20 protein-coding genes are annotated in these 19,719 nt (G+C 57.0%); 17 read left to right on the plus strand and 3 right to left on the minus strand.

The window, feature by feature from the left end; all coding sequences use genetic code 11:
* Window positions 1–72 precede the first annotated feature (72 nt).
* The 8 genes from RSSM_RS27905 (at window position 73) to RSSM_RS27940 (ending at window position 9,427) form a co-directional block, all read left to right on the plus strand.
* Entirely contained in the window at window positions 73–1,659 is a 1,587-nt protein-coding gene (locus tag RSSM_RS27905; protein ID WP_008687709.1) for an MFS transporter, read from the plus strand.
* Window positions 1,656–2,699 carry a Gfo/Idh/MocA family protein gene (locus RSSM_RS27910; RefSeq protein WP_008687710.1) on the plus strand — a complete coding sequence of 348 codons (1,044 nt, stop codon included), beginning with the start codon at window positions 1,656–1,658 and terminating at the stop codon, window positions 2,697–2,699. The genes RSSM_RS27905 and RSSM_RS27910 overlap by 4 nt, the downstream gene beginning before the upstream one ends.
* A complete protein-coding gene (locus tag RSSM_RS27915; RefSeq protein WP_044303858.1) occupies window positions 2,696–3,325 on the plus strand; it encodes a cyclase family protein in 630 nt (209 codons plus the stop codon). Before RSSM_RS27910 ends, RSSM_RS27915 begins: the two co-directional genes overlap by 4 nt.
* A 45-nt stretch (window positions 3,326–3,370) precedes the next feature.
* The gene (gene otnK, locus RSSM_RS27920) at window positions 3,371–4,675 is read left to right on the plus strand and encodes a 3-oxo-tetronate kinase (RefSeq protein ID WP_008687714.1); all 1,305 of its coding nucleotides are present in this window, start codon (window positions 3,371–3,373) and stop codon (window positions 4,673–4,675) included.
* On the plus strand, window positions 4,672–5,292 hold the full coding sequence (otnC, locus tag RSSM_RS27925; protein WP_008687715.1) for a 3-oxo-tetronate 4-phosphate decarboxylase: 621 nt from the start codon (window positions 4,672–4,674) through the stop codon (window positions 5,290–5,292). The genes otnK and otnC overlap by 4 nt, the downstream gene beginning before the upstream one ends.
* Window positions 5,293–5,430: 138 nt before the next feature.
* Window positions 5,431–5,718 carry a putative quinol monooxygenase gene (locus tag RSSM_RS27930; RefSeq protein WP_008687717.1) on the plus strand — a complete coding sequence of 96 codons (288 nt, stop codon included), beginning with the start codon at window positions 5,431–5,433 and terminating at the stop codon, window positions 5,716–5,718.
* Between the two features lie 30 nt (window positions 5,719–5,748).
* Window positions 5,749–6,867, plus strand: coding sequence for an isocitrate/isopropylmalate dehydrogenase family protein (locus RSSM_RS27935; protein WP_008687719.1), 1,119 nt, complete (start codon window positions 5,749–5,751; stop codon window positions 6,865–6,867).
* A gap of 58 nt (window positions 6,868–6,925) precedes the next feature.
* On the plus strand, window positions 6,926–9,427 hold the full coding sequence (locus RSSM_RS27940) for a DUF5060 domain-containing protein (RefSeq protein WP_008687721.1): 2,502 nt from the start codon (window positions 6,926–6,928) through the stop codon (window positions 9,425–9,427).
* Between the two features lie 151 nt (window positions 9,428–9,578).
* Here the strand turns inward: RSSM_RS27940 and RSSM_RS27945 are convergent, their stop codons facing one another.
* Window positions 9,579–9,767: a hypothetical protein gene (locus RSSM_RS27945; protein WP_008687725.1), complete on the minus strand. Its 189-nt coding sequence runs from the start codon at window positions 9,765–9,767 to the stop codon at window positions 9,579–9,581.
* 272 nt (window positions 9,768–10,039) lie between these two features.
* Here RSSM_RS27945 and RSSM_RS27950 point away from each other — a divergent pair, with 272 nt between their 5' ends.
* From RSSM_RS27950 to RSSM_RS27990, 9 genes are all read left to right on the plus strand, one after another.
* Window positions 10,040–10,948: a MotA/TolQ/ExbB proton channel family protein gene (locus RSSM_RS27950; protein ID WP_008687726.1), complete on the plus strand. Its 909-nt coding sequence runs from the start codon at window positions 10,040–10,042 to the stop codon at window positions 10,946–10,948.
* Between the two features lie 2 nt (window positions 10,949–10,950).
* The gene (locus RSSM_RS27955; RefSeq protein ID WP_008687728.1) at window positions 10,951–11,388 is read left to right on the plus strand and encodes an ExbD/TolR family protein; all 438 of its coding nucleotides are present in this window, start codon (window positions 10,951–10,953) and stop codon (window positions 11,386–11,388) included.
* Window positions 11,385–11,876, plus strand: coding sequence for an ExbD/TolR family protein (locus tag RSSM_RS27960; RefSeq protein WP_008687731.1), 492 nt, complete (start codon window positions 11,385–11,387; stop codon window positions 11,874–11,876). Before RSSM_RS27955 ends, RSSM_RS27960 begins: the two co-directional genes overlap by 4 nt.
* Before the next feature lie 7 nt (window positions 11,877–11,883).
* Window positions 11,884–12,768 carry an anthranilate synthase component II gene (locus RSSM_RS27965; protein WP_008687733.1) on the plus strand — a complete coding sequence of 295 codons (885 nt, stop codon included), beginning with the start codon at window positions 11,884–11,886 and terminating at the stop codon, window positions 12,766–12,768.
* Window positions 12,765–13,412, plus strand: a complete 648-nt coding sequence (locus RSSM_RS27970; protein ID WP_008687735.1) for a DUF447 domain-containing protein — start codon at window positions 12,765–12,767, stop codon at window positions 13,410–13,412. The genes RSSM_RS27965 and RSSM_RS27970 overlap by 4 nt, the downstream gene beginning before the upstream one ends.
* The gene (locus RSSM_RS27975) at window positions 13,409–14,506 is read left to right on the plus strand and encodes a GHMP family kinase ATP-binding protein (RefSeq protein ID WP_008687737.1); all 1,098 of its coding nucleotides are present in this window, start codon (window positions 13,409–13,411) and stop codon (window positions 14,504–14,506) included. The genes RSSM_RS27970 and RSSM_RS27975 overlap by 4 nt, the downstream gene beginning before the upstream one ends.
* A 130-nt stretch (window positions 14,507–14,636) precedes the next feature.
* Window positions 14,637–15,389 (plus strand): UMP kinase, encoded by a 753-nt coding sequence (pyrH, locus tag RSSM_RS27980; RefSeq protein ID WP_044303859.1) that lies wholly within the window; start codon window positions 14,637–14,639, stop codon window positions 15,387–15,389.
* Window positions 15,390–15,421: 32 nt separating this feature from the next.
* Entirely contained in the window at window positions 15,422–15,982 is a 561-nt protein-coding gene (gene frr, locus RSSM_RS27985) for a ribosome recycling factor (protein ID WP_008687741.1), read from the plus strand.
* 14 nt (window positions 15,983–15,996) lie between these two features.
* A complete protein-coding gene (locus tag RSSM_RS27990) occupies window positions 15,997–17,559 on the plus strand; it encodes a zinc ribbon domain-containing protein (RefSeq protein ID WP_052336151.1) in 1,563 nt (520 codons plus the stop codon).
* A gap of 4 nt (window positions 17,560–17,563) precedes the next feature.
* Here RSSM_RS27990 and RSSM_RS27995 read toward each other — a convergent pair whose 3' ends face one another.
* Both RSSM_RS27995 and RSSM_RS28000 read right to left on the minus strand, forming a co-directional pair.
* Window positions 17,564–18,535 carry an NAD(+)/NADH kinase gene (locus tag RSSM_RS27995; protein ID WP_044303876.1) on the minus strand — a complete coding sequence of 324 codons (972 nt, stop codon included), beginning with the start codon at window positions 18,533–18,535 and terminating at the stop codon, window positions 17,564–17,566.
* Window positions 18,536–18,553: 18 nt separating this feature from the next.
* Window positions 18,554–19,561 carry an SPFH domain-containing protein gene (locus RSSM_RS28000; RefSeq protein ID WP_008687746.1) on the minus strand — a complete coding sequence of 336 codons (1,008 nt, stop codon included), beginning with the start codon at window positions 19,559–19,561 and terminating at the stop codon, window positions 18,554–18,556.
* Window positions 19,562–19,719 lie beyond the last annotated feature (158 nt).

Raw genomic sequence — 19,719 nt, forward strand, 5'->3', positions numbered from 1 at the left:
GCCAGTACAATCATCGCCGAAGTTGACCGTCGTTTCTGTCTTTTGGGGATTTGGAACCTCCTAAAGGCTATCATGACGACGACCCGAACGCCATTCCTATCTCAGGCTTTCATGAATCCTGCCGCCCCCACGTCCCAGCGATTCTGGTTGGTTTTCCTCGTGTTTTTACACACGGTGAACACGTACATGGATCGCGTCTGCATCTCCGCCGCCAAGGGGTCGATGCAGGATGAAATCTCGGGTCTTGATGACCAGATGATGGGGTATGTCTTCGGGATCTTTGCGATCGGATACGCGCTGTTTCAAATCCCTGCGGGATGGTTCAGCGACCGTGTCGGTCCGCGTCTCGGACTGACGATTGTGGTGGCGATTTGGAGCGTGTTCACGGCGTTGACCGGCGCTGTGTACACCGCGATCAGTTTGCTGTTCGTGAGGTTTCTTTTCGGTGTCGGCGAGGCGGGGGCGTACCCCGGAGCGACCCGTGCGATGTATAGCTGGTTGCCGGCGAAAGAACGCGGCCTCGGTCAGGGGATCTTTCACTCCGGTGCACGGATTGGTGCAGCGTTGTCGTTGGTTTTGATGCCCATGTTGATCGCCGCGATCGGTTGGCGGATGACTTTCGTAGCCAACGCCGCGGTCGGTTTGCTGTGGGGTGGTGTGTGGTGGTGGTGGTACCGAGATGACCCCGCGAACCATTCCAAAGTCAACGAGGCTGAGTTGGAGTTGATCCAACGCGGTATCGCGGAAGAAGCGGCGACCGAGTCCACCGTGCCATACGTGCAGGTGGTGACATCGCTCAACGTTCTGTTGGCGATGTTTCAGTACGCGGCGAGTAACATCACGTTCTTCATTAGTATCACGTGGTTACAACCTTATCTCGTCGAGACGTACGGTGAAGAGTACGCGTACCTGGCGTCGCTGCCGTTGCTCTGTGGCGCGGTTGCGTTGTGGATCTCGGGGTACACGGTGACGTTCTTGCACAAGCTGGAGATGCCGGTGTTGTCTCGCCGGTTGCCGGCGATGATCGGGTTTGCCCTCGGTGCGATCGGACTCTTGTTGTGCACGCAGGTGACTGAGTCGACCAGTGTGTGGATGTTCATTTTCTTCTTTTCGGTTGGGACTTTCGGCGTCGAAATGACGCTGAGTCCGAGTTGGTCGTTCTGCATGGACATCGGCGGATCACGTTCGGGTGCGGTTTCGGCGGCGATGAACATGGTTGGTAACATGGGGGCGGCCGTCAGCGCAGTGGCGTTCCCGTTTTTCGTTGCCAACGTGACGGTTCCCGGGATTGCTGAGACGACCGGGACTGCGAATTCGTTTTTCCTTTTCGCAGCGGTGATGAATTTGTTGGCACTCGGGGCATGGGTGTTGATGAATCCTCGTCGTGAATTGCGAGAAATTTCCTCGTCGGCGTTGAGGCTACGTTTGGCGATGTTCTTGGCGATGTTCGTGTTGGTGATGGCGGCTCTGCTGTACACCAAATTCATCTACGAACCTGAGCCAGAACAGGAAGCACGAGCGAACTCGGTGGAGCGAGCGGTCGTGTGTGATTATGAGAGGGAGTTCGAGGGGCAGGGATTCCTTCCGAGTCAACGGCATGCGCAATGGCAATCCGTCATGCCATGCGTCGAGGTTGTATCGAAAGGAGCGATGGTATGAAGAAACTCAAAGGAGTTGCCGTCGGAGCGGGGTATTTCAGCCAATTCCATTTTGATGCTTGGTCGCGTTTGCCCGAAGTCGAGTTGTCGGCGGTTTGTGATGTGAATGCCGACTCTGCCCAACAAGCATCCGAGAAGTACTCGATCGCCAACACGTATCGCGATGTCGGCGAGATGTTGGATCGTGAAAAGCCCGACTTTATCGACATCATTACTCGGCCTGATTCACATCTGGCTTTGGTCGGCGAGGCCGCAAAGCGTGGTGTGGCGGTGGTGTGTCAAAAGGCGCTCGCGCCAACGTTCGAAGAAGCGAAACAGATTGTCGAGGTCGCCGAATCGGCTTCGGTTCCGTTGATGGTTCACGAGAATTTTCGGTTCCAACCTTGGTATCGTGAGATCCGTCGACAGATCGAAAACGGTGCGATCGGGGATCAACTCTTTTCGGTGGCGTTCGAATGTCGGATGGGAGACGGTTGGCAACCCGACGCGTATTTGGCTCGGCAGCCCTACTTCCGTGAGATGCCGCGTTTGCTGATTTTCGAAACGGGAGTCCATTTTGTGGATACCTACCGTTACGTCGGTGGCGAGATTGCAGGCGTGTACGCGACCCTGAATCAACGCAACCCCGACATCGCCGGTGAGGACAGCGGTACGGTGATGTTTGAATTCGAGTCCGGGGCCAACGGGCTGTGGAGAGGCAACCGGTACAACGAACCAACCTCGTCGGATGCACGATTCACCTTTGGCGAAGCGATTGTGGACGGCAGCGGTGGTTCATTGCGGCTCTATGGCAATGGTCGGTTGACCCTGCAACCACTCGGTGAGCCGGAGCATGGCGTCGAATACCGGTGCGAGCGCAGAGGGTTTGCGGGCGATTGTGTTTACGCGACACAGCGGCACTTTGTGGACTGTATGCTCGCCGGTACACCGATGGAAACGAGTGGCCGAGAGTATCTGAAATCGCTCGTGGTGGTCGACGCGATTTATGAGTCGTCGCAGACGAAGATGCCGGTTCGCGGATTGTCAGGAGAGGCCAAATGAGAGTGATTGATTTGAGCCTCGCGGTAAACAATGAAATGCCGGGTGTCAGTGTGAGTGTCGCCAAGCGACTCGAGGTCGAAGGTTGGAACGCGACCACACTGAATCTGTATTCCCACTGCGGGACCCATATGGACGCGCCTCGGCATTTTTTGAGCGACGGTGCAACGCTCGATGAGCAGGACCTGTCAGTGTGTGTGGGTGAGGCGACGGTCATCAATCTCGCGCCGGTGACGCCAAAGCAATTGATCGATGTCGAAGATCTCGGTCCGCACGCCGAAACGATCGGACGAGGGGCTCGTTTGCTGTTCCGGACGGACTGGCACAAGCGTTTTGGGACGCCCGAGTACCGGAACGAGTTGCCTCGGATTTCACTCAATCTCGCGAATTGGTTAGTCGAACGTCAGGTCGCGATGATTGGTGTCGAGCCGCCGTCGGTCGCCGACGTGAACAACGCTCGCGAGTTGACCGATGTGCATCAAACTTTGTTTCGCGGGAACGTTTTGATCGTCGAGGGAATTGCCCACCTCGACAAACTCACTCAGGAAACCGTCGAATTCATTGCCCTGCCGATGAAAGTGACCGGGGGCGATGGATCCCCGGTACGGGCGATCGCGATTGAAAAATAGAGACAGCGAAATAGAGACAGCAAAATAACGACAGCCGAAAATTTCATGCAAGAGACTTCTTCCCAACGAACCGCCGTCCTCGGGTGCATCGCTGATGATGTGACCGGCGCGACCGACCTCGCCAATAATTTGGTGCAAGGCGGTATGCGGGTGGTCCAGATATTGGGAACACCCACTCCGGAGATGTTACGAGATTTGTCCGAGGTGGATGCGGTCGTTGTTGCACTCAAGACGCGGTCGATTCCTGCCGAGGATGCGATCGCTATGTCACGTGATTCGTTGAAAGTCCTTCGTGAAAATGGGGCCACGCGTTTTTATTTCAAATACTGTTCAACGTTTGATTCGACAGACGATGGCAACATCGGTCCGGTCGCCGAAGCCCTGATGGATACTCTCGGGGTGCATCAAACCGTGTTCTGTCCGGCGTTCCCGCGGGCCGGTCGGACGGTCTACCGCGGTCATTTGTTCGTCGGTGACTCGTTGCTCAATGAGTCGGGGATGGAGAATCATCCTCTCAATCCGATGACGGACGCGAACTTGGTACGGTTTCTCTCGAAGCAGACGTCGCGACGTGTCGGGCTGGTTTCCTACGACGACATCGAAGAAGGATCGTCGGCGGTTGAGCACCAGTTGTCTGATTTGCAGGGCGACGGCGTGGCGATGGTGGTGACCGACACGTGTGGTGATGCACAGTTGGCGACCCTCGCATCGGCCTGTGTGTCGATGCCACTCGTTACCGGAGGTTCGGGGTTGGCTCACTATCTGCCCGATGCGTACCGGAAGGTCGGATTGCTCTCCTCCGAAACTCATGCCCCACCGATTCCGAACGTCGAAGGACGTGGGTTGATTGTTGCAGGCAGTTGTTCGAAAGCGACCAACGGTCAAGTCGAGTACATGAGCGGAAAGTGCCCGACTTGGTCGGTCGACGTTTCGTCGCTGATGAGTAATCGCGACGCCGAGTTGGAACGGCTCATACAGTGGGTTGGAAAGACCGATGCGTCGGTGCCGGTGTTGATCGCATCAAGTGCTCGACCCGAGAAAATCGCCGACCTGCAAAGCCGATTCGGGGCGATGGAAGTGGCGCTCGCGATCGAGGGGTTCTTGGCGGAAGTGACCCGTCGTTTGGTCGAGGAACTCGAGTTCCGTCGTTTGGTTCTCGCCGGCGGTGAGACCTCTGGGGCGATTGTCCGCGAACTGTCCATTGACGCGCTGAGAATCGGCCCCGAAATCTGCACCGGGGTTCCGTGGACGGAATCGATCGGCCGCCAACCATCACTGGCGCTGGCGTTGAAGTCGGGCAACTTCGGCGATGTTGATTTTTTTGAAACTGCGTTGGAGATGCTGCGATGAGCGAACGGGAACTGAGAGAGCGAATTGCGATGCAGGGCCAGTCGCTCTTTGATCGCGGGCTGACGGCGGGGAGTTCGGGCAATATCAGTGTTCGATTGCCCGATGGCATGCTAATCACACCGACTAACAGTTGTCTCGGCCGGCTCGATCCGGATCGGATTACTAAACTCGATAACGTCGGCAACGTGGTCGCTGGAGACAAACCATCCAAGGAAGCCTTCCTGCATCACAGCATGTATCAATCGCGTCCCGACGAACAGGCGATTGTGCATTTGCACTCCACGCATTCAGTCGCGGTTTCGTGCCTCGCCAACATCGACGAGAGCAACGTGTTGCCACCGATCACGGCGTACTACGTCATGCGTGTCGGTACGTTGCCGCTGGTCCCCTATTATCCGCCCGGGGACGTGGAGTTGGCCGGTGCCGTCGAGAAAGCCGCCAAACTCTCGCACGCCGTTCTGCTTTCCAATCACGGTCCGGTGGTCGCCGGCGGGGATTTGGATAAAGCCGTCAACGCGACTGAAGAACTCGAAGAAACCGCCAAGTTGTTCCTGATGTTGCGTCACGAACCGACCCGCTTCCTGACGCCGCAGCAAGTGCAGGACCTAGCGAAATAGCACACACCAATACCAATTCACTTTATTGCCGCTCAACATCAATTGCCGCTCAACATCATTGCCGCTCAACGACCGCCGGGCGGATGCAAGCGGTCGTGCCGCGCCGAGGCAGCAGACGATCACCCAGGAGTACAAAACATGTTTGTCGTTACCGTCATTTTTGAAGTGCAAACGAATCAGGTTGACGCCTTTCGCATCGCCATGGAGGCACAAGCGAAGAACTCGCTCGAAAAGGAGGAAGCCTGTCGACAATTCGACGTCTGTTACGCCGCAGGAAAAGCGGAGGCGTGTTTCTTGTATGAAAAGTATGACACGCAAGCGGACTTCGACGCCCACAAAGCGACTGATCACTTCAAAGAATTTGACGCGGCCGTCGCACCGATGTTGGTCAGTAAGTCCGTGCAAACGTGGACCTGCCAAGAATAGAAACACCACACTCTTATCAACTGAATTCAAATGAAAGATTATCGAATCGCGTTGTTGCCCGGCGACGGTATTGGTCCCGAATGCATGAACGCTACTCGCACCGTCCTGGACCGCATCGTTGCGGAAACCCCAGGTTTGAACCTGGAGATGACCTCGTATCGTGCCGGTGCGGAGTTGTATCGTGACACCGGAGAGACATTGCCCGAGAACGTGTTGGCCGACTGCGTCGATTCAGACGCGGTATTGTTGTCCGCGATCGGTTTGCCGGATGTTCGTTATCCCGATGGGACGGAAGTGCAACCGACGATGATGGTGGGACTGCGTCGCGCGCTCGATGTGCATTCCGCGGTGCGTCCGGTCAAACTGTATCCGGGTGCCCCGTGCGTGCTGCGTGACACCGGGCCGGGGATCGATTTTGTGATCATCCGCGAAAACCTCGAAGGACTGTTCGCCTCGTTTGGAGGCGGTGCCAAGGTCGGCAACGAAGTCGCAACTGATACTCTCGTGGTCACCCGCCAAGGAACATCACGCGTGTCCGAATTTGCATTCCGTTTGGCTCAGCGGCGCAAGGGGCGTCCGAGCGACGGGAAGAAGATGGTGACCTGCGTCGACAAGGCGAACGTGTTTCGGTCACTCGCGTTTTTCCGTGAAGTGTTCTTCGATGTCGCCAAGAACCATCCCGAGATCGGCAGCGATGCGGTCTACGTGGATGCGATGAGTTTGTATCTCGTCCAAAATCCTTGGGACTTTGATGTTCTCGTCATGGAAAACCAATTCGGCGACATCCTTTCCGATCTGGGAGCTGGTTTGGTAGGAGGCCTGGGCCTCGGACCGTCCGGAGAAATTGGCGAGCATCATGGGTTGTTTCAACCGTCTCATGGCACGGCTCCTCAGATCGCCGGAAAGAATCTCGCCAACCCGATGGCAACGATGCTGTCCGCCGCGATGATGCTCGATTGGCTCGGCGATCAGCACAACGATCCGGTCGCGATCGATGCCGCCGCCCGCCTCGAGACGGCAGTTGCGAAAGTCCTCGAGGCAGGAGAGGTGCGTACGCGTGATATCGGTGGCACCTCCTCGACGAGCGATGTGGCGACCGCGGTTGCCGATGCGATCGGCTGTACCAAAGACTGTGCCGCACCGGCATAGTTCTTTCCAAGGCCGTTTTGTGATGTTCCCCCATTCATCCTTTCTCAGAAGTAACACCATGAATGTTGATGTCGTTTTTTCGATCCGTACCGCATTGTTTTTGGGCCTGTTGATTTCAACGTTGCACGATGGGCAGATGCAGACCGTGCAAGCACAAACAGCGACCGCGCCGCAGAATGACAGCCAGGCGAAGGTCTCGTTGGAGATGCCTGCGAGTTTGTTCATCGAAGGTGAGAACCAAGGTTACTACCTCGATCGTGGCAAGTGGCTCGCGATCAACCCGGCACAACGAAAGAAAGCGAGTGTCGCGCGGACCTTCCCGTATCCCACCGGGCTCTACCACGTCACGCTGCAAACCGTCGGCGAGAACGACGGGAAGTCGAACTACTGGATTGCGGCCGATGGCGAGCGGATTGGCGACTACACCAACTCGCTGAGTGAGTCCACCTACGAGGAAGGCGATTCATTCCATCACACATGGAAAGAGGTGCGTGTCACCGAAGGTGCGATCATCAAAGTCGGCTCTGAGGTTGGGAGCAATGATGGGCAAGAGTTCAGCCGTGCTCGATGGGGGACGGTCGTTTTCGTCCCTGCCGACGAAGACACACGTGCCGCCGCACTGCCTGTTTACAAAGAGCAACTCGCGCAGAAGAAGGTCGCATCCCGGCGAGAGAATGCAAAGGCAACCGCGGGGTCGCCAACGGTTCCGGTCAGCAATCTACCTCTGCAAATGCCCCGAGCCGACGACGGCGACGGTTCCGTTGAGATTGGCGGAGAACTCAAGGCTTGGCACAAAGTGGTCGTCGACCTGAGCGGCCCGTACGCACACGAAAAAGACAACGCACCCAACCCGTTCACCGACTACCGGATGACGGCGACGTTTCGCCACGAAGACGGAACGCAGTACACCATTCCTGGGTTTTTCGCGGCCGATGGCGATGCCGCCAACTCACACGCCGAGTCAGGAACCGTGTGGCGGGCCCTGTTCGCTCCCGATCGTCCTGGCCAGTGGTCGTACGAATTGACGATCGTGCGTGGAAAGCATGTCGCCTTGGACGACGATGCGGATGGCGAATCCGTCTATGGCACCAAGACGGGGACGTTTGAGGTTGCAGCCACCGACAAGACAGGACGTGACTTTCGCGGGCAAGGCCGGCTGGATTATGTCGGCAAGCATTACTTGCAGTTCGCGGGATCGAAGAGGTACTTTTTGAAGGTCGGTGCCGATGCTCCTGAAACCCTGCTCGCGTTTGCTGACTTTGACAACACGATCGCCGGGAACGCTAAGAAAGCACCGATCAAGAAGTGGCAACCCCACGTGCAGGATTGGCGTGACGGAGATCCCACCTGGGCGGGCGGAAAAGGAAAAGGGCTTGTCGGAGCGATCCGTTACCTGTCGCAAAAAGGGTGCAATGCCTTTTCTTTCTTGACGTACAACGCAGGTGGAGACGGCGACAACGTTTGGCCGTTCATTCACCGTGACGACAAGATGCACTACGACTGCAGTAAACTCGATCAGTGGGGCATCGTGTTCGATCATGGAACGGCGCTCGGTATGTATCTGCACTTCAAGATGCAAGAGACCGAGAACGACGATCATAAAAAAGGAAAAGGCGGCGGCTTTGTGCCGACCAGTTTGGATGGCGGCAACCTCGGTCCACAACGCAAATTGTATTGCCGCGAATTGATCGCTCGGTTTGGCCATAATCTGGCGTTGAACTGGAACATCGGCGAAGAGAACACTCAGTCGACCGAGCAGCAAAAAGCGATGATCGATCGGATCGCCGAACTCGATGCGTACAACCATCCGATCGTGATCCACACCTTCCCCAACCAACAGGATCAAGTCTACAAACCGCTGCTCGGGGACCGATCAAAGTTGACCGGCGCGTCGCTGCAAAATAGCAGTTTGGAGACCACTCACGCCCAAACGTGGAAGTGGGTGAAGGCTTCCAACGAAGCGGGCAAACCGTGGGTGGTGGCGTTCGATGAGTCCGGATCCGCCGCGCACGCTCAATGTCCGGATTTGGGCTACAAGGGTTTCGACGGACATGATAGATCCGGGAAAATGACCTACACCCAGCACAAGGTTCGCAAGCAAACGTTGTGGGGGAACTTGATGGCCGGCGGTGCCGGATGTGAGTACTACTTTGGCTATTCGTACGCCGAGAATGACATCGTTTGCGAGGATTGGCGGAGTCGCGATCAAAGTTGGGACTATTGCCGGATCGCGATCGGATTTTTCCATGAGAACAACGTCCCGTTCTGGGAAATGGAAAACATGGATCAACTCGTTGGGAATGCGAAACGCAGTGTGTCGAGGTTCTGTCTTGCCAAACCCGGCGAGATCTATCTTGTCTACCTGCCCAATGGTGGAACGACCGAACTCGATCTCTCCGGTGCAGACGGAAGTTATACCGTGAAGTGGTTCAATCCTCGTTCGGGCGGTTCGCTGTCGAGCGGATCGGTTTCGAGTGTGAAGGGCGGAGCGAAGGTGTCGCTCGGCAACGCACCCGAAGATTTCGACGAGGATTGGTTGGTCGTCGTTAGCAAGAACTAGCGACATCACCACGCCTGTTGAATTCGTTTTCGGTGCGACGAAGGTTGTGCCGAAAATGATAAAAAGGGAACACGCGTTGGTGTCCGCAGTCCGATGGTCGTCTCCGTGGGAACGCGTTTGCCGATTTCCTGGCTAAAGAGCAATTTCCCCGCTACAGAGAGAGAATCCAAAAAGCGGCGGCTAGGAATAGCAATACCCAGGCCGTCCATTTCCAGTGAGACGGGAGCCCGTTGCGATTTCCACTGGCGGAGTCGGGGAATTCTCGTTGCAAGAATTCGTCATAGTCTTCGTCGTCCCAGTCGCTGGCGTCTTGCCATTCTTGTTCCTCTTGTTCGTCCATTCGGTTTCCTTCGATCGAATGAGGATATCGTCGCGCGCCCGGGGTGATTTTGTTTTGTCCCCAGCGGGGGTGATGCGATTACCGGCGAGGTCGACTATTCTATCGATATTGACAGGCCAACGCAGGCTCCTGTTCCCGTAACGCCGATCGTTTGTGCCCACGGTTGCCCTTCGAGCGTCTGCGGGTTTTGATCGCAGCTCGCGTTGATCGATTGCCCCCGATTCGATGTCGGCGTGGTAGTGCATCCACTGAAATCTAGCCAAGGTAGCCCGATGAAATATGTGTCCGAGCGGATGAGCGAAGTTTTGCCCGGTTGGAGTTTGAAAACTTTGTTAGTGGTTCTCGTGGTCGGCACCCTCACGTCCGGGATCGTTTCTATCACAGCGGTCCAGGCACAGGACGATGCTGCAGCGGAGTTTGGTGCCGAAGACGAATTTGGTGCCGATCCGGAACCCGGTCCTGCGGCGGGGCAACCGGAACCCGACGCCGGAGCAGACCCCGGAGATGGAGGGGGCGGTGACGCGGGCGGTGCCCGTCCAAAGCAATCGCTACTCGGCTGGTTCATCAAATCGCTCGGCATCCCTTATTTGGTTGTCTTCATGGCATTGTCGGTGACCCTGGTGTCGTTGTTCGTGATGAACATGCTCGCCGCACGACGTGACACCTTGTGCCCACTCGATCTGATCGAAGAGTTTGGTCAACGCCTCGACGAAAACGACAATCAAGGTGCATACGATTTGGCGAAGAGCGACGAGTCGGTTCTCGGTCAGGTCCTCGCTGCTGGTCTTTCGAAGATCTCTCGTGGATATCCGAAGGCGCTCGAAGGGATGCAGGAAGTCGGCGAAGAAGAAAGCATGAAGCTCGAACACCGTTTGAGTTACATGGCATTGATCGGCAACCTGAGCCCGATGATCGGACTGTTCGGAACCGTTCAGGGGATGATCGCGTCGTTTGACGTGATCGCGAACGGGGGCTCGACTCCAAAGCCGTCTGAGCTAGCGGAAGGGATTTCAACCGCGCTCTTCACCACGCTCGTCGGACTGTTTATCGCGATTCCCGCGATCGCCGCCTACAACATTTTGCGAAACCGGGTCGCCCGGCTGCTGCTCGAGGTGGGTGTGGAGAGCGAAAACTTGATGAGCCGGTTTGAAGACACGACGCCGAAGGCCGGAGGCCGCTAATCATGCGTGTCAAACGTGACAAGGTGGACATGGCCGAAGGCGACATGACACCGATGATCGATATGACGTTCCAATTGATCGCGTTCTTCATGGTGTTGATCAATTTCGCACAAACCGAAGCGAACGATCACGTCGTGTTGCCCAACAGCAAATTGGTCAAACCGCCCGAGGCTCCGTTGGTGTTCCCGATCGTGTTGCACGTCGCGGCGGACGGCCGGGTGTATCTCGGCGGGGATGATTACACGGCAGAGACGCTCCGCATTGGTCTCGATCGCGAGTTGGCGGTGATCCGTGGGGAAGGCAAAACGCCTGCCGATGCGAACGTGGTGATCCGCGGCCATAAGGACTGCGCGGCGGGAGAGATTCAGGAAGTCGTTCGGGTCTGCCAGGACTCACAACTCGTTAACTTTGCTCTCCGGGTGAAGGAGGATCGGTCGTGAAAATTCGTAACCCACCTACCGGTGAGAAGAACGAGTTGAACATGACGAGCATGATCGACATCGTGTTCCTGTTGCTGATCTTCTTTGTCATGACGTTTAAAATCGTTGAACTCGAAGGGGATTTCAGCGTCAAAATGCCTTTGGCGGGAACATCCAACAGTACGATCGACCCCACCGAATTGCCGTTGAAGTTGCGATTGCGTTCCGACGACACCGGGACGTTGGTTGGGATGGAGTTGAACGACATTCAAATGGGCAGTGGACCCGAAGCGTTCGATAAACTGCGGGGCACGATCATCGGGCAGATCGGATCATCGGCACCGGTCCCCGAAGAAGCGGGCGAGGGGCCCGAGGTCGAGATCGATACCGATTACAACTTGCGTTATGAGTATGTGATTCGGGCAATCACCGCAGTCAGTGGTTACAAGGACGGGGACCAGGTGGTTAAATTGATTGAAAAGATCAAATTCGCCAAACCGCGACGGTAGCTCCACCTTGATCCTGTTGTTGGACAACTACGACTCTTTCGTTCACAACGTTGCCCGCTATCTTCGGCTCGCGGGAAAAGCCACTCGCGTGATCCGCAGCGACGCGATTACGGCGGAACAGTGTTATCGATTGCAACCCGAAGCGATCGTGCTCTCGCCGGGGCCGAACCGGCCGGAGGAGGCGGGGTGTTGTCTCGAGGTCGTCCGCTCGCTCGCCGGTGAAATTCCGATTCTGGGGATTTGTTTGGGGCACCAAGCGATTGCGGCCGCATACGGCGGGGTGGTGACCGTTTCTCCGCCCGCTCACGCGGTGGCGACGTCGATCCAGCACGACGCGACGGGGGTGTTTGCAAAATTGCCATGCCCGATGTCCGTTGGCCGTTACCACTCGCTCTGTGTCGATGCCAAGTCGCTGCCGGGGTCACTCGAGGTGACCGCATGGACGGCAACCGAAAACGGCGAACTCAATCCGGATCAATCAATTGTCATGGGTATCTCGGATCATGCTCGCTGTGTCCACGGGGTTCAGTTCCATCCCGAGTCTCTGCTGACGCAGCATGGGCACGATCTATTTGGGAACTTCTTTGCCCTCGTTGATCGACACCACCAGCGAATCCGCCACATTCAAGGCGCGACGGTTGGAACGGGACGACCGGTTGTTTGGATGTCCGAGTCAAGGTTTCCGGGCACCCTGTCGGGCAATGAGTCAAACGCGGACGCGACTGCCGATGGGATCGCGTACCGAACGGCCCCGTTTCCGACATTGTCGATTGCGGTCAATCGAGGTCTTGCGTCCAAACGACTCGGGCCTCACGAACACGACACGCCGTCGTCACCTGAGCAAAATCGCGATGCCGATACATCGTCACGCGAGCACGAGGGGCCGCAATGATACTCGAGTCCATTGTGACAACGGTCAGTCCGGAAGGAGAGGTCAACATCGCACCGATGGGACCGATCGTTCAGGAGGACACCGTTCAGAAGGAAACTGTTCAGGACGAAACGACCGAGAGCAACACGCGAGATTGTTGTCTCTCGTTCTTGCTGCGCCCCTACCAAGGATCTCGGACGTGCCGGAACCTGCTAGCGACCGGACGAGCGGTGATTCACGTGACCGACGACGCCTTGTTGCTCGCACGAGCAGCGATCGGCCGTGTTGACCCCGAGGGCCTCGTTTGTCCGGTGGATGAGTTGTCGGCAGAATACGTGAGGTTGATTGACTGTCACCGGTGGTTTGCGGTGAAGGTGATTAAGAAAGGGGGAGACCCGCCGCGGCACGAATTGACGGCCATCAGTGTTGCCGATGGCATCGTGCGTCCGTTCTTTGGGTTTAATCGTGCGAAGCATGCGGTCATCGAAGCGGCGATCATCGCGACTCGGATCGGAATGATTGACGAGGCGACGATCCGCGACGATATGAAACGATTGCGTGTCCCCGTTGAGAAAACGGCGGGACCCGACGAGAGGTCGGCTTTCGAAATGGTCGACGCTTTCATTGAACAGCGATTAAGCGGTTCGCCGGAGAGCGAAGGATGAACGCACTGCGAATCACGACCGGTGCCCGTTTGCATTTCGGCTTGCTCGACGTCGTCGCGCCGTTCGGCGGTTGCGGTGTGATGGTTGATCAACCGGCGACGGTCGTTGAGGCACGACGCGCGAGTCAATTTGGGTATAGCCAAGTGAACGCCCCAGTGGATCACCGCGACCGCGCCGTTGCGGTCGCGCGGCGAATCGCCGATATGGTGGAACCTAACGGCCCGCTGCCTGGGGTGCATGTGTCGGTCCGGAATCTGGCGCCGCCGCACTCAGGACTGGGCAGCGGCACGCAGCTATCGCTCGCGATTTCGGAGGCGATTCTTCGTGTTGCGCCCGAATGCTTCGGCGATGCGGCAGGCGCCGATACGCCGGACACAGATGTGCCAAACATTGAAACCCCCGAGGACGTCTTCTCCGCGAGCGGTGAACCGGTGGCGGGCGCGGCGCCGCTGAGTGGAGAGTTGTGGCTGCGTGGTGCCGACCGTGGGCGGCGATCTGCGGTTGGGACGCATGGCTACCGACTAGGTGGTTTTCTCGTCGAGGGAGTCGACCGAGACGGCGGCGAAGCGATTCCGAACCCGTTGAATCTTCGCCTTGAGATGCCTTTGTCGTGGCGGGTCGCCATCTTGTTGCCGGTCGCCCCTGTGTTCGGGGCGGGATCCGTTTCGGGGGAACAGGAACAGGCCCATTTCGATGCCCTTTCGCCGGTGCCCCGGGAACGTCGATCTGAGATGACGGCGTTGTTGAAGGATTCACTCGTTCCGGCAATTCGAGATGAAGATTTCGAGCGATTTTGCGCGGCCACCACGAAGTACAATCGGCTCAGCGGCGAATTGTTTGCTCCTGTCCAGGGCGGTGCCTACAACGGGGACGAAACGGCGGCGTTGATCGAACGTCTTCTGGGCGAAGGATTTGGCGGGGTCGGTCAGAGCAGTTGGGGGCCGGGGGTATTTGTTTGGCATCGTGACGAAGCCTCTTTGTTAGCGTTTCGTGATTCGTGGAGTCATCCGGGGTACCGCATCTTGACGACGTGTCCCAAACGCGACGGGAGGATCGCGGAGTGGATCGCGGACGATGATGACCCCGGAAAATAGGACACAAACACCCGCGTTGAACTCATTCGTTTCGATCATCATTCCCGCCCCCATGTTCTAAAGTCGCCCGACAGGCGTTATCGTTGGATCAAATTTGCCGTCGTCCCATCCTCCATCTAGATGTCGCACCGTGTCTGATACTGCTGATTTACGATACCGCCGCGTGATTTTGAAATTGAGCGGCGAGAGTTTGGCTGAATCGGGGAAACGTGGGATCAGTGGCGCTGAAATGGCCACGATTTCCAACCAGATCAAACTCGCCCACGAATCCGGATGCCAAATTGCCATTGTCAACGGCGGCGGAAACATTCTACGCGGGGCTCAGTTTTCGGGAGCCAATGCGACGGTCGGCGAAGCGACCGCTCACTACATGGGAATGCTCGCGACGGTGATTAACTCGCTCGCCCTGCAAGACGCTCTCGAAGACATTGGATTGCCGACGCGGGTGATGAGTGCCCTCCCGGTTGATAAAGTCGCCGAGAAATTCATCCGCCGACGAGCCATCCGCCACCTGGAGAAAGGTCGCGTCGTGATCCTCTCGGGAGGCATCGGTTGCCCGTTTGTGACCACCGACACCGCAGCGGCGCAGCGGGCGTTGGAAATCGATGCGGATGTCATCTTGAAGGCGACCCGGGTCGATGGCGTCTACAGTGACGATCCGGAAATCAACCCACACGCGGTGTTGTATGATCACCTCAGTTATCAAGAAGTGATTTCCAAAAAACTCCGTGTCATGGATGCGACCGCGATCGCACTTTGCAGCGAGCATCGCAAACCGATCCTCGTGTTTAATTTCAAACGCGACGGAAATATCGTTCGCGCCGTCCGCGGTGAAACCGTTGGAACTTGGATCGGCGACCCGAGCGACTCACAATCTAACTAACCTGGATTCCCACCTAGCAGGAGATGTCTGATATGACCAGCGACGAAATTTTGATGGATGCTGAGGAGCGGATGGAAAAAGCCGTTTCCGTGTTGACGAACAACTTGGCCGGTATCCGGACCGGACGTGCGAACCCCGGTTTGGTCGATTCGCTGAAAGTCGAGGTCTACGGATCCTTCACTCCCCTGAAGCAACTCGCCTCGATCGGAACACCCGAACCACAACAAATCTTGATTCGTCCCTATGATGCGGGAACAATCAAAGAGATTGAGAAAGCGATCGTGGCCGGCGATCTGGGGTTGAACCCGCAGAATGACGGACGAGTCATCCGTCTGAACGTCCCACCGTTGTCGACCGAAGTGCGAAAGAAAATGGTCAGCCGGATCAAAGAATTGAGCGAAGAAGCCAAGGTTTCGATTCGCAACATTCGCCGCGACGCCAACAAGGCAGCCGATCAATCCGAGAAAGACAACGTTTTGACCGAAGACGATCGTGATCGTTGCAAAGAACAAGTCCAAGAGTTGACCAAGAAGTTTGAAGCGAGTGTCAACGAATCCGCGAAGGTTCGCGAAGCCGAAGTCCTGGAGGCTTAAAGATCGTGCCGCAAATGGTGCAGTGCCCGCAGTGCAAAACTGCTGTCGGAGTTCCTGACGACGCCGGTGGTTCCCGCGTCAACTGCCCCCATTGCGGCCAGGCGTTCATCGTTCCCGGCTTCGCAGGCGGTACCGGATATACCACCGGGAGTTCAGGTGGATCGTCAGGTGGCGGACCGGCGGGAACACAGAATGATGACGACGATGATGATTGGTTGAAACTCGCCTCACCGACACCGAAACCGTCGTCAAAATCATCAGCACCCAAGGCTGCTGATCCGCCGGTCGATGCGGGCAATTCAAACGATGCCAGCGATGACGATTGGGACTTAGACCTCCCTGAACTGCAACCGGCCACACCGCGGAAACCGGCGATGGACGCGGCGTTGCCCGATGACCCGTTGTTTGATGACGCAGCGGAAACCGATGAGTCGGTTTGGTCCGAAGCCGAGCCCGCCGCCGACGATGACATCGCGTCGACGTTCGAGGAACGCGCACCCGGTACCAATTCCGACGGCGATGAGATCTTGTACAAGAAAGAATACCGTGTCCGTTGCAATAACTGTGGCACGCTAACCACGGTGACCGCTCAGCAGGCGGGGAAACAAGTACGTTGCCGTGATTGTCATTCCATGGTGCGTGTCCCCCAGCCTCCTCGCGTGGAGCGAAAGGCAAAGATTGATATGGAGGCCGCGCCTGCGTTCCAGTTTGCCCAGTCGACGAGCACCGTCGAAAATCGCCCGGACGACCCCTTTCGCAAATCGGCCAGCGAACTCCTCGCGGCGGCGTCCAAGGTTGAGAAAGACGAGCCGAAACCGGACCTCGATGTCCCTCGGATACGTGATTGGGCGGCATCGGTTTTTGGGATCTTCCTGCAAATCGGCGTCGTCGCCCACTGGCTGATTCTTTCGACCATGGCGTCGGTGATTGCGTTTGTGGCGTTGGCGATTGATTCGCCGATGTTGGTGGTCGGGCTGTTCACCGCCGGTGGCTTCTTCGCCGCAGTTGTGTTGGCCTGTGGTTTCACAATCATGCAGTCGGTCGCCAACGAGGAAGAGAGTGTTACCGAGTGGCCGGTGACGTTGGAGCCTGCCGAATGGATCGCGCCGCTGATTTTCTGCTTCGCGGCCGCTGGGCTCTCGTATGGTCCGGGGTGGTTTCTCGGTTACGTCACGTTTGGCAACGGATTGACGACGATTTGCTTATCGATGATTTCAACGTTTCTGATCTTTCCGTTCGTGTTGCTGTCGATGCTCGATATGCAAAACGTGTTTGTTCCCTTTTCTCCGGACGTCGGGCGTAGCGTCACCCGATGCGAAGAAGCGTGGGGCGGGTTTTACTTTTCCTCGGGAATCGTCTTCTTTGCGACGTTCTTGATCTTTGCCTGTGCGAGCCTCTTGGCTCCACCGGCCGCTGCGGTTTTGGGGATTTTTACAGCGGTGTTTGCGGTGTTTGTCTATTTTGCGATGCTCGGACGGTTGGCGTCCTCGGTCGGACAGAGCGTCAATGCGGATGCCAAGGAGAATGACATCGCCGAACAACGCGAGCGTGAGCGGGAAGCAAAGAAAAACCAATAGCGGCTTAAGTGACGAGCCGTGATTGCGTTTCGGCGATTCGAAATTCCGCGATCGTGCCGCTGTTGAAGGTCAGGAAGTCCGACTCGATTCCGTCGGAGAAGATCACTCCGCCTTCGGGCATCAGACTCTCGAGACGCAGTGGTTTGTCGGTGCGGATTTCGCCCGTTACGAGGTCAACTTGGCTGTCGCAGCTGAGGAACGGTTCTCGAACGACCCAGCACAATGCGTCGGTGTTCCATGGGATTTGTGGTGGGGAATCAAAAGGGACACCCATTCTGCGACCAACGCCACGAGTCATGTGGTAGACACTGCTGAGCCACCCGGTCGACCCGGCGCCGGTTGAGATGATCACGCCACTGGAGGAATGCGTCTCGCTCTTTCCGTCGGAATAGAGGACGTATCGCGACGAGACGTGGGAAGATCGACCGACGAAGAAATCGTTGAACGCGAGCATTGATTGTCCGTCGGATAAAGAGACGCCCGCGAGCGTCACCTCACGGACATTGGCTTTGCCGCTGAGCGTTTGGCGGACAACCCGGCGAGCCTGATCAATGTCGAACGGTAGCAGAACTCCATCGAACCGATCGGGCATCGGATTGATCCCAATGATCGGAATCTCTCCCGCGTACTTAGCGGTGTTTGCGACCAAGCCATCAGGACCGACAACAACAACCGCTTCGGTCATTCCGAAGAAGAAGTTTGAAATGTAGTTTCGAGGAACGACGACAACCGGGTACCCGAGTCCCTCCAGGTCGGCTCGGATTGTTTTCACCGCCGTTTCGTATTGCTGGTCTTCGTTGACGTACTCGTCGAAGTCGGAGTTCGCGTCGACAACCGCCGCCGCTGAACGGTTGGTGCTGAGAAAGTTTGACCGCGCCGTTTGCATTCGAAACCGGGCGGATCCCTTCGTTCCAAATTTCGCGAGCAAACCGGACAGTCGCGTTGGCGTGGTCACCAACGCGATGTTGGGGGACATTTTGGTGCCCATCGTCGATTACCCTCTGCTGCCGCGTCGAGGTTTCTGCTGAGTGGTTGCGGCCGAATCTGCTCGGTCGTTTTGCACCAGATCCCGCAACAGGTCCGGCGAGATATCGAGCCGGCCGATCTTCTGTGCGTTCTCGGCGAGTTCGCCGAAGGCCATAGCGATCAATTGTTTGGCGTCGGTGGATTTGGAACTCGCTGCGATCGTCTTCCAATCCACCGCGCTCATTGCTTCGAACGTTTGACGCAGGGTTTCGGCGCGGGCGGACGCGAGGGTTTTTTCGTTGGAAGCCTGTTGCTGGACGAGTTCCTCTCGGCCTTGTTCGATAGCAACATCGGCCGCGAGTTCGGCTTCGCGAACCTCACGTTGTTTCTCTTGCGTGATACGTTCGTTCTGCAGTTCACGTTCGCGAATCTCTTGCTCAGCCGCGATCGCCAGTTTACGTCGCTCATGGACGGCGCGGTCGGCTTTCTGCAGAGTCGCTTCGCGCGTTTCCGCTTGGAGTGCCGATTCCATCTCCGGCGTCGGTTTAATCTGGAGCAGCACGACCGACTCGATTTCCAAACCGAGTTCCTGCGGAATGGCAGATTCGGATGCGTACGATTGCAACCGCTGCGTCAGTTCAGGACCCGCGACCAGCATTTCGGTAATGCTTCGTTGGCGGGAGAATTCGTATGCCTCTACCTGCAGCATCCGGATCAAGCGATCACGAATCGCATCGGGATCATCGGACTGATACCGGCCTCGAGCGTCGATCGAAAAGTCGAGTTTCGAGGCGAGTTGTTCTGGGGCGGCAACGCGGTAGGTCAGGTTGCCCTGGATGGTGACGTCTTGAAAGTCGGACGTTTGTTGCTCGAAAACAAAAGGCACGTCTTCGCTCGCCAAATTGACACGCACGATGATGGAGTTGAATGTCCAATACATCATCGAGATCCCGGCGCCCTGGCGACGAATCTGCCCGTTGCGAAAACGCATCAGGTATGTCGTCGGGGTCGACTTCAGGTAACGAAAACCGATCATGTGGGGTCTCCATGGCGAGAGGTGAACGTCGACCAACCAGACACGCTTCGATTGTAATTGTTGGCAGCGAGAGAATGTGTGGCGACGCTAACGATGATGCAATATCACATTTCCGCCGCGGCATCGGCATCCAAAGTGGTGCGGATGCATGGGTTGCT

Source organism: Aporhodopirellula sallentina SM41, from assembly GCF_000346505.1.
GTDB classification, from domain to species: Bacteria; Planctomycetota; Planctomycetia; order Pirellulales; family Pirellulaceae; genus Rhodopirellula; species Rhodopirellula sallentina.

Excerpts from the sequence above, each read along its gene's own strand:
- RSSM_RS27905 (WP_008687709.1), top strand. The coding sequence starts at position 73 with ATGACGACGACCCGAACGCCATTCCTATCTCAGGCTTTCATGAATCCT.
- RSSM_RS27910 (WP_008687710.1), top strand. The coding sequence starts at position 1,656 with ATGAAGAAACTCAAAGGAGTTGCCGTCGGAGCGGGGTATTTCAGCCAA.
- RSSM_RS27915 (WP_044303858.1), top strand. The coding sequence starts at position 2,696 with ATGAGAGTGATTGATTTGAGCCTCGCGGTAAACAATGAAATGCCGGGT.
- otnK (WP_008687714.1), top strand. The coding sequence starts at position 3,371 with ATGCAAGAGACTTCTTCCCAACGAACCGCCGTCCTCGGGTGCATCGCT.
- otnC (WP_008687715.1), top strand. The coding sequence starts at position 4,672 with ATGAGCGAACGGGAACTGAGAGAGCGAATTGCGATGCAGGGCCAGTCG.
- RSSM_RS27930 (WP_008687717.1), top strand. The coding sequence starts at position 5,431 with ATGTTTGTCGTTACCGTCATTTTTGAAGTGCAAACGAATCAGGTTGAC.
- RSSM_RS27935 (WP_008687719.1), top strand. The coding sequence starts at position 5,749 with ATGAAAGATTATCGAATCGCGTTGTTGCCCGGCGACGGTATTGGTCCC.
- RSSM_RS27940 (WP_008687721.1), top strand. The coding sequence starts at position 6,926 with ATGAATGTTGATGTCGTTTTTTCGATCCGTACCGCATTGTTTTTGGGC.
- RSSM_RS27945 (WP_008687725.1), bottom strand. The coding sequence starts at position 9,767 with ATGGACGAACAAGAGGAACAAGAATGGCAAGACGCCAGCGACTGGGAC.
- RSSM_RS27950 (WP_008687726.1), top strand. The coding sequence starts at position 10,040 with ATGAAATATGTGTCCGAGCGGATGAGCGAAGTTTTGCCCGGTTGGAGT.
- RSSM_RS27955 (WP_008687728.1), top strand. The coding sequence starts at position 10,951 with ATGCGTGTCAAACGTGACAAGGTGGACATGGCCGAAGGCGACATGACA.
- RSSM_RS27970 (WP_008687735.1), top strand. The coding sequence starts at position 12,765 with ATGATACTCGAGTCCATTGTGACAACGGTCAGTCCGGAAGGAGAGGTC.
- RSSM_RS27975 (WP_008687737.1), top strand. The coding sequence starts at position 13,409 with ATGAACGCACTGCGAATCACGACCGGTGCCCGTTTGCATTTCGGCTTG.
- frr (WP_008687741.1), top strand. The coding sequence starts at position 15,422 with ATGACCAGCGACGAAATTTTGATGGATGCTGAGGAGCGGATGGAAAAA.
- RSSM_RS27990 (WP_052336151.1), top strand. The coding sequence starts at position 15,997 with ATGGTGCAGTGCCCGCAGTGCAAAACTGCTGTCGGAGTTCCTGACGAC.
- RSSM_RS27995 (WP_044303876.1), bottom strand. The coding sequence starts at position 18,535 with ATGTCCCCCAACATCGCGTTGGTGACCACGCCAACGCGACTGTCCGGT.
- RSSM_RS28000 (WP_008687746.1), bottom strand. The coding sequence starts at position 19,561 with ATGATCGGTTTTCGTTACCTGAAGTCGACCCCGACGACATACCTGATG.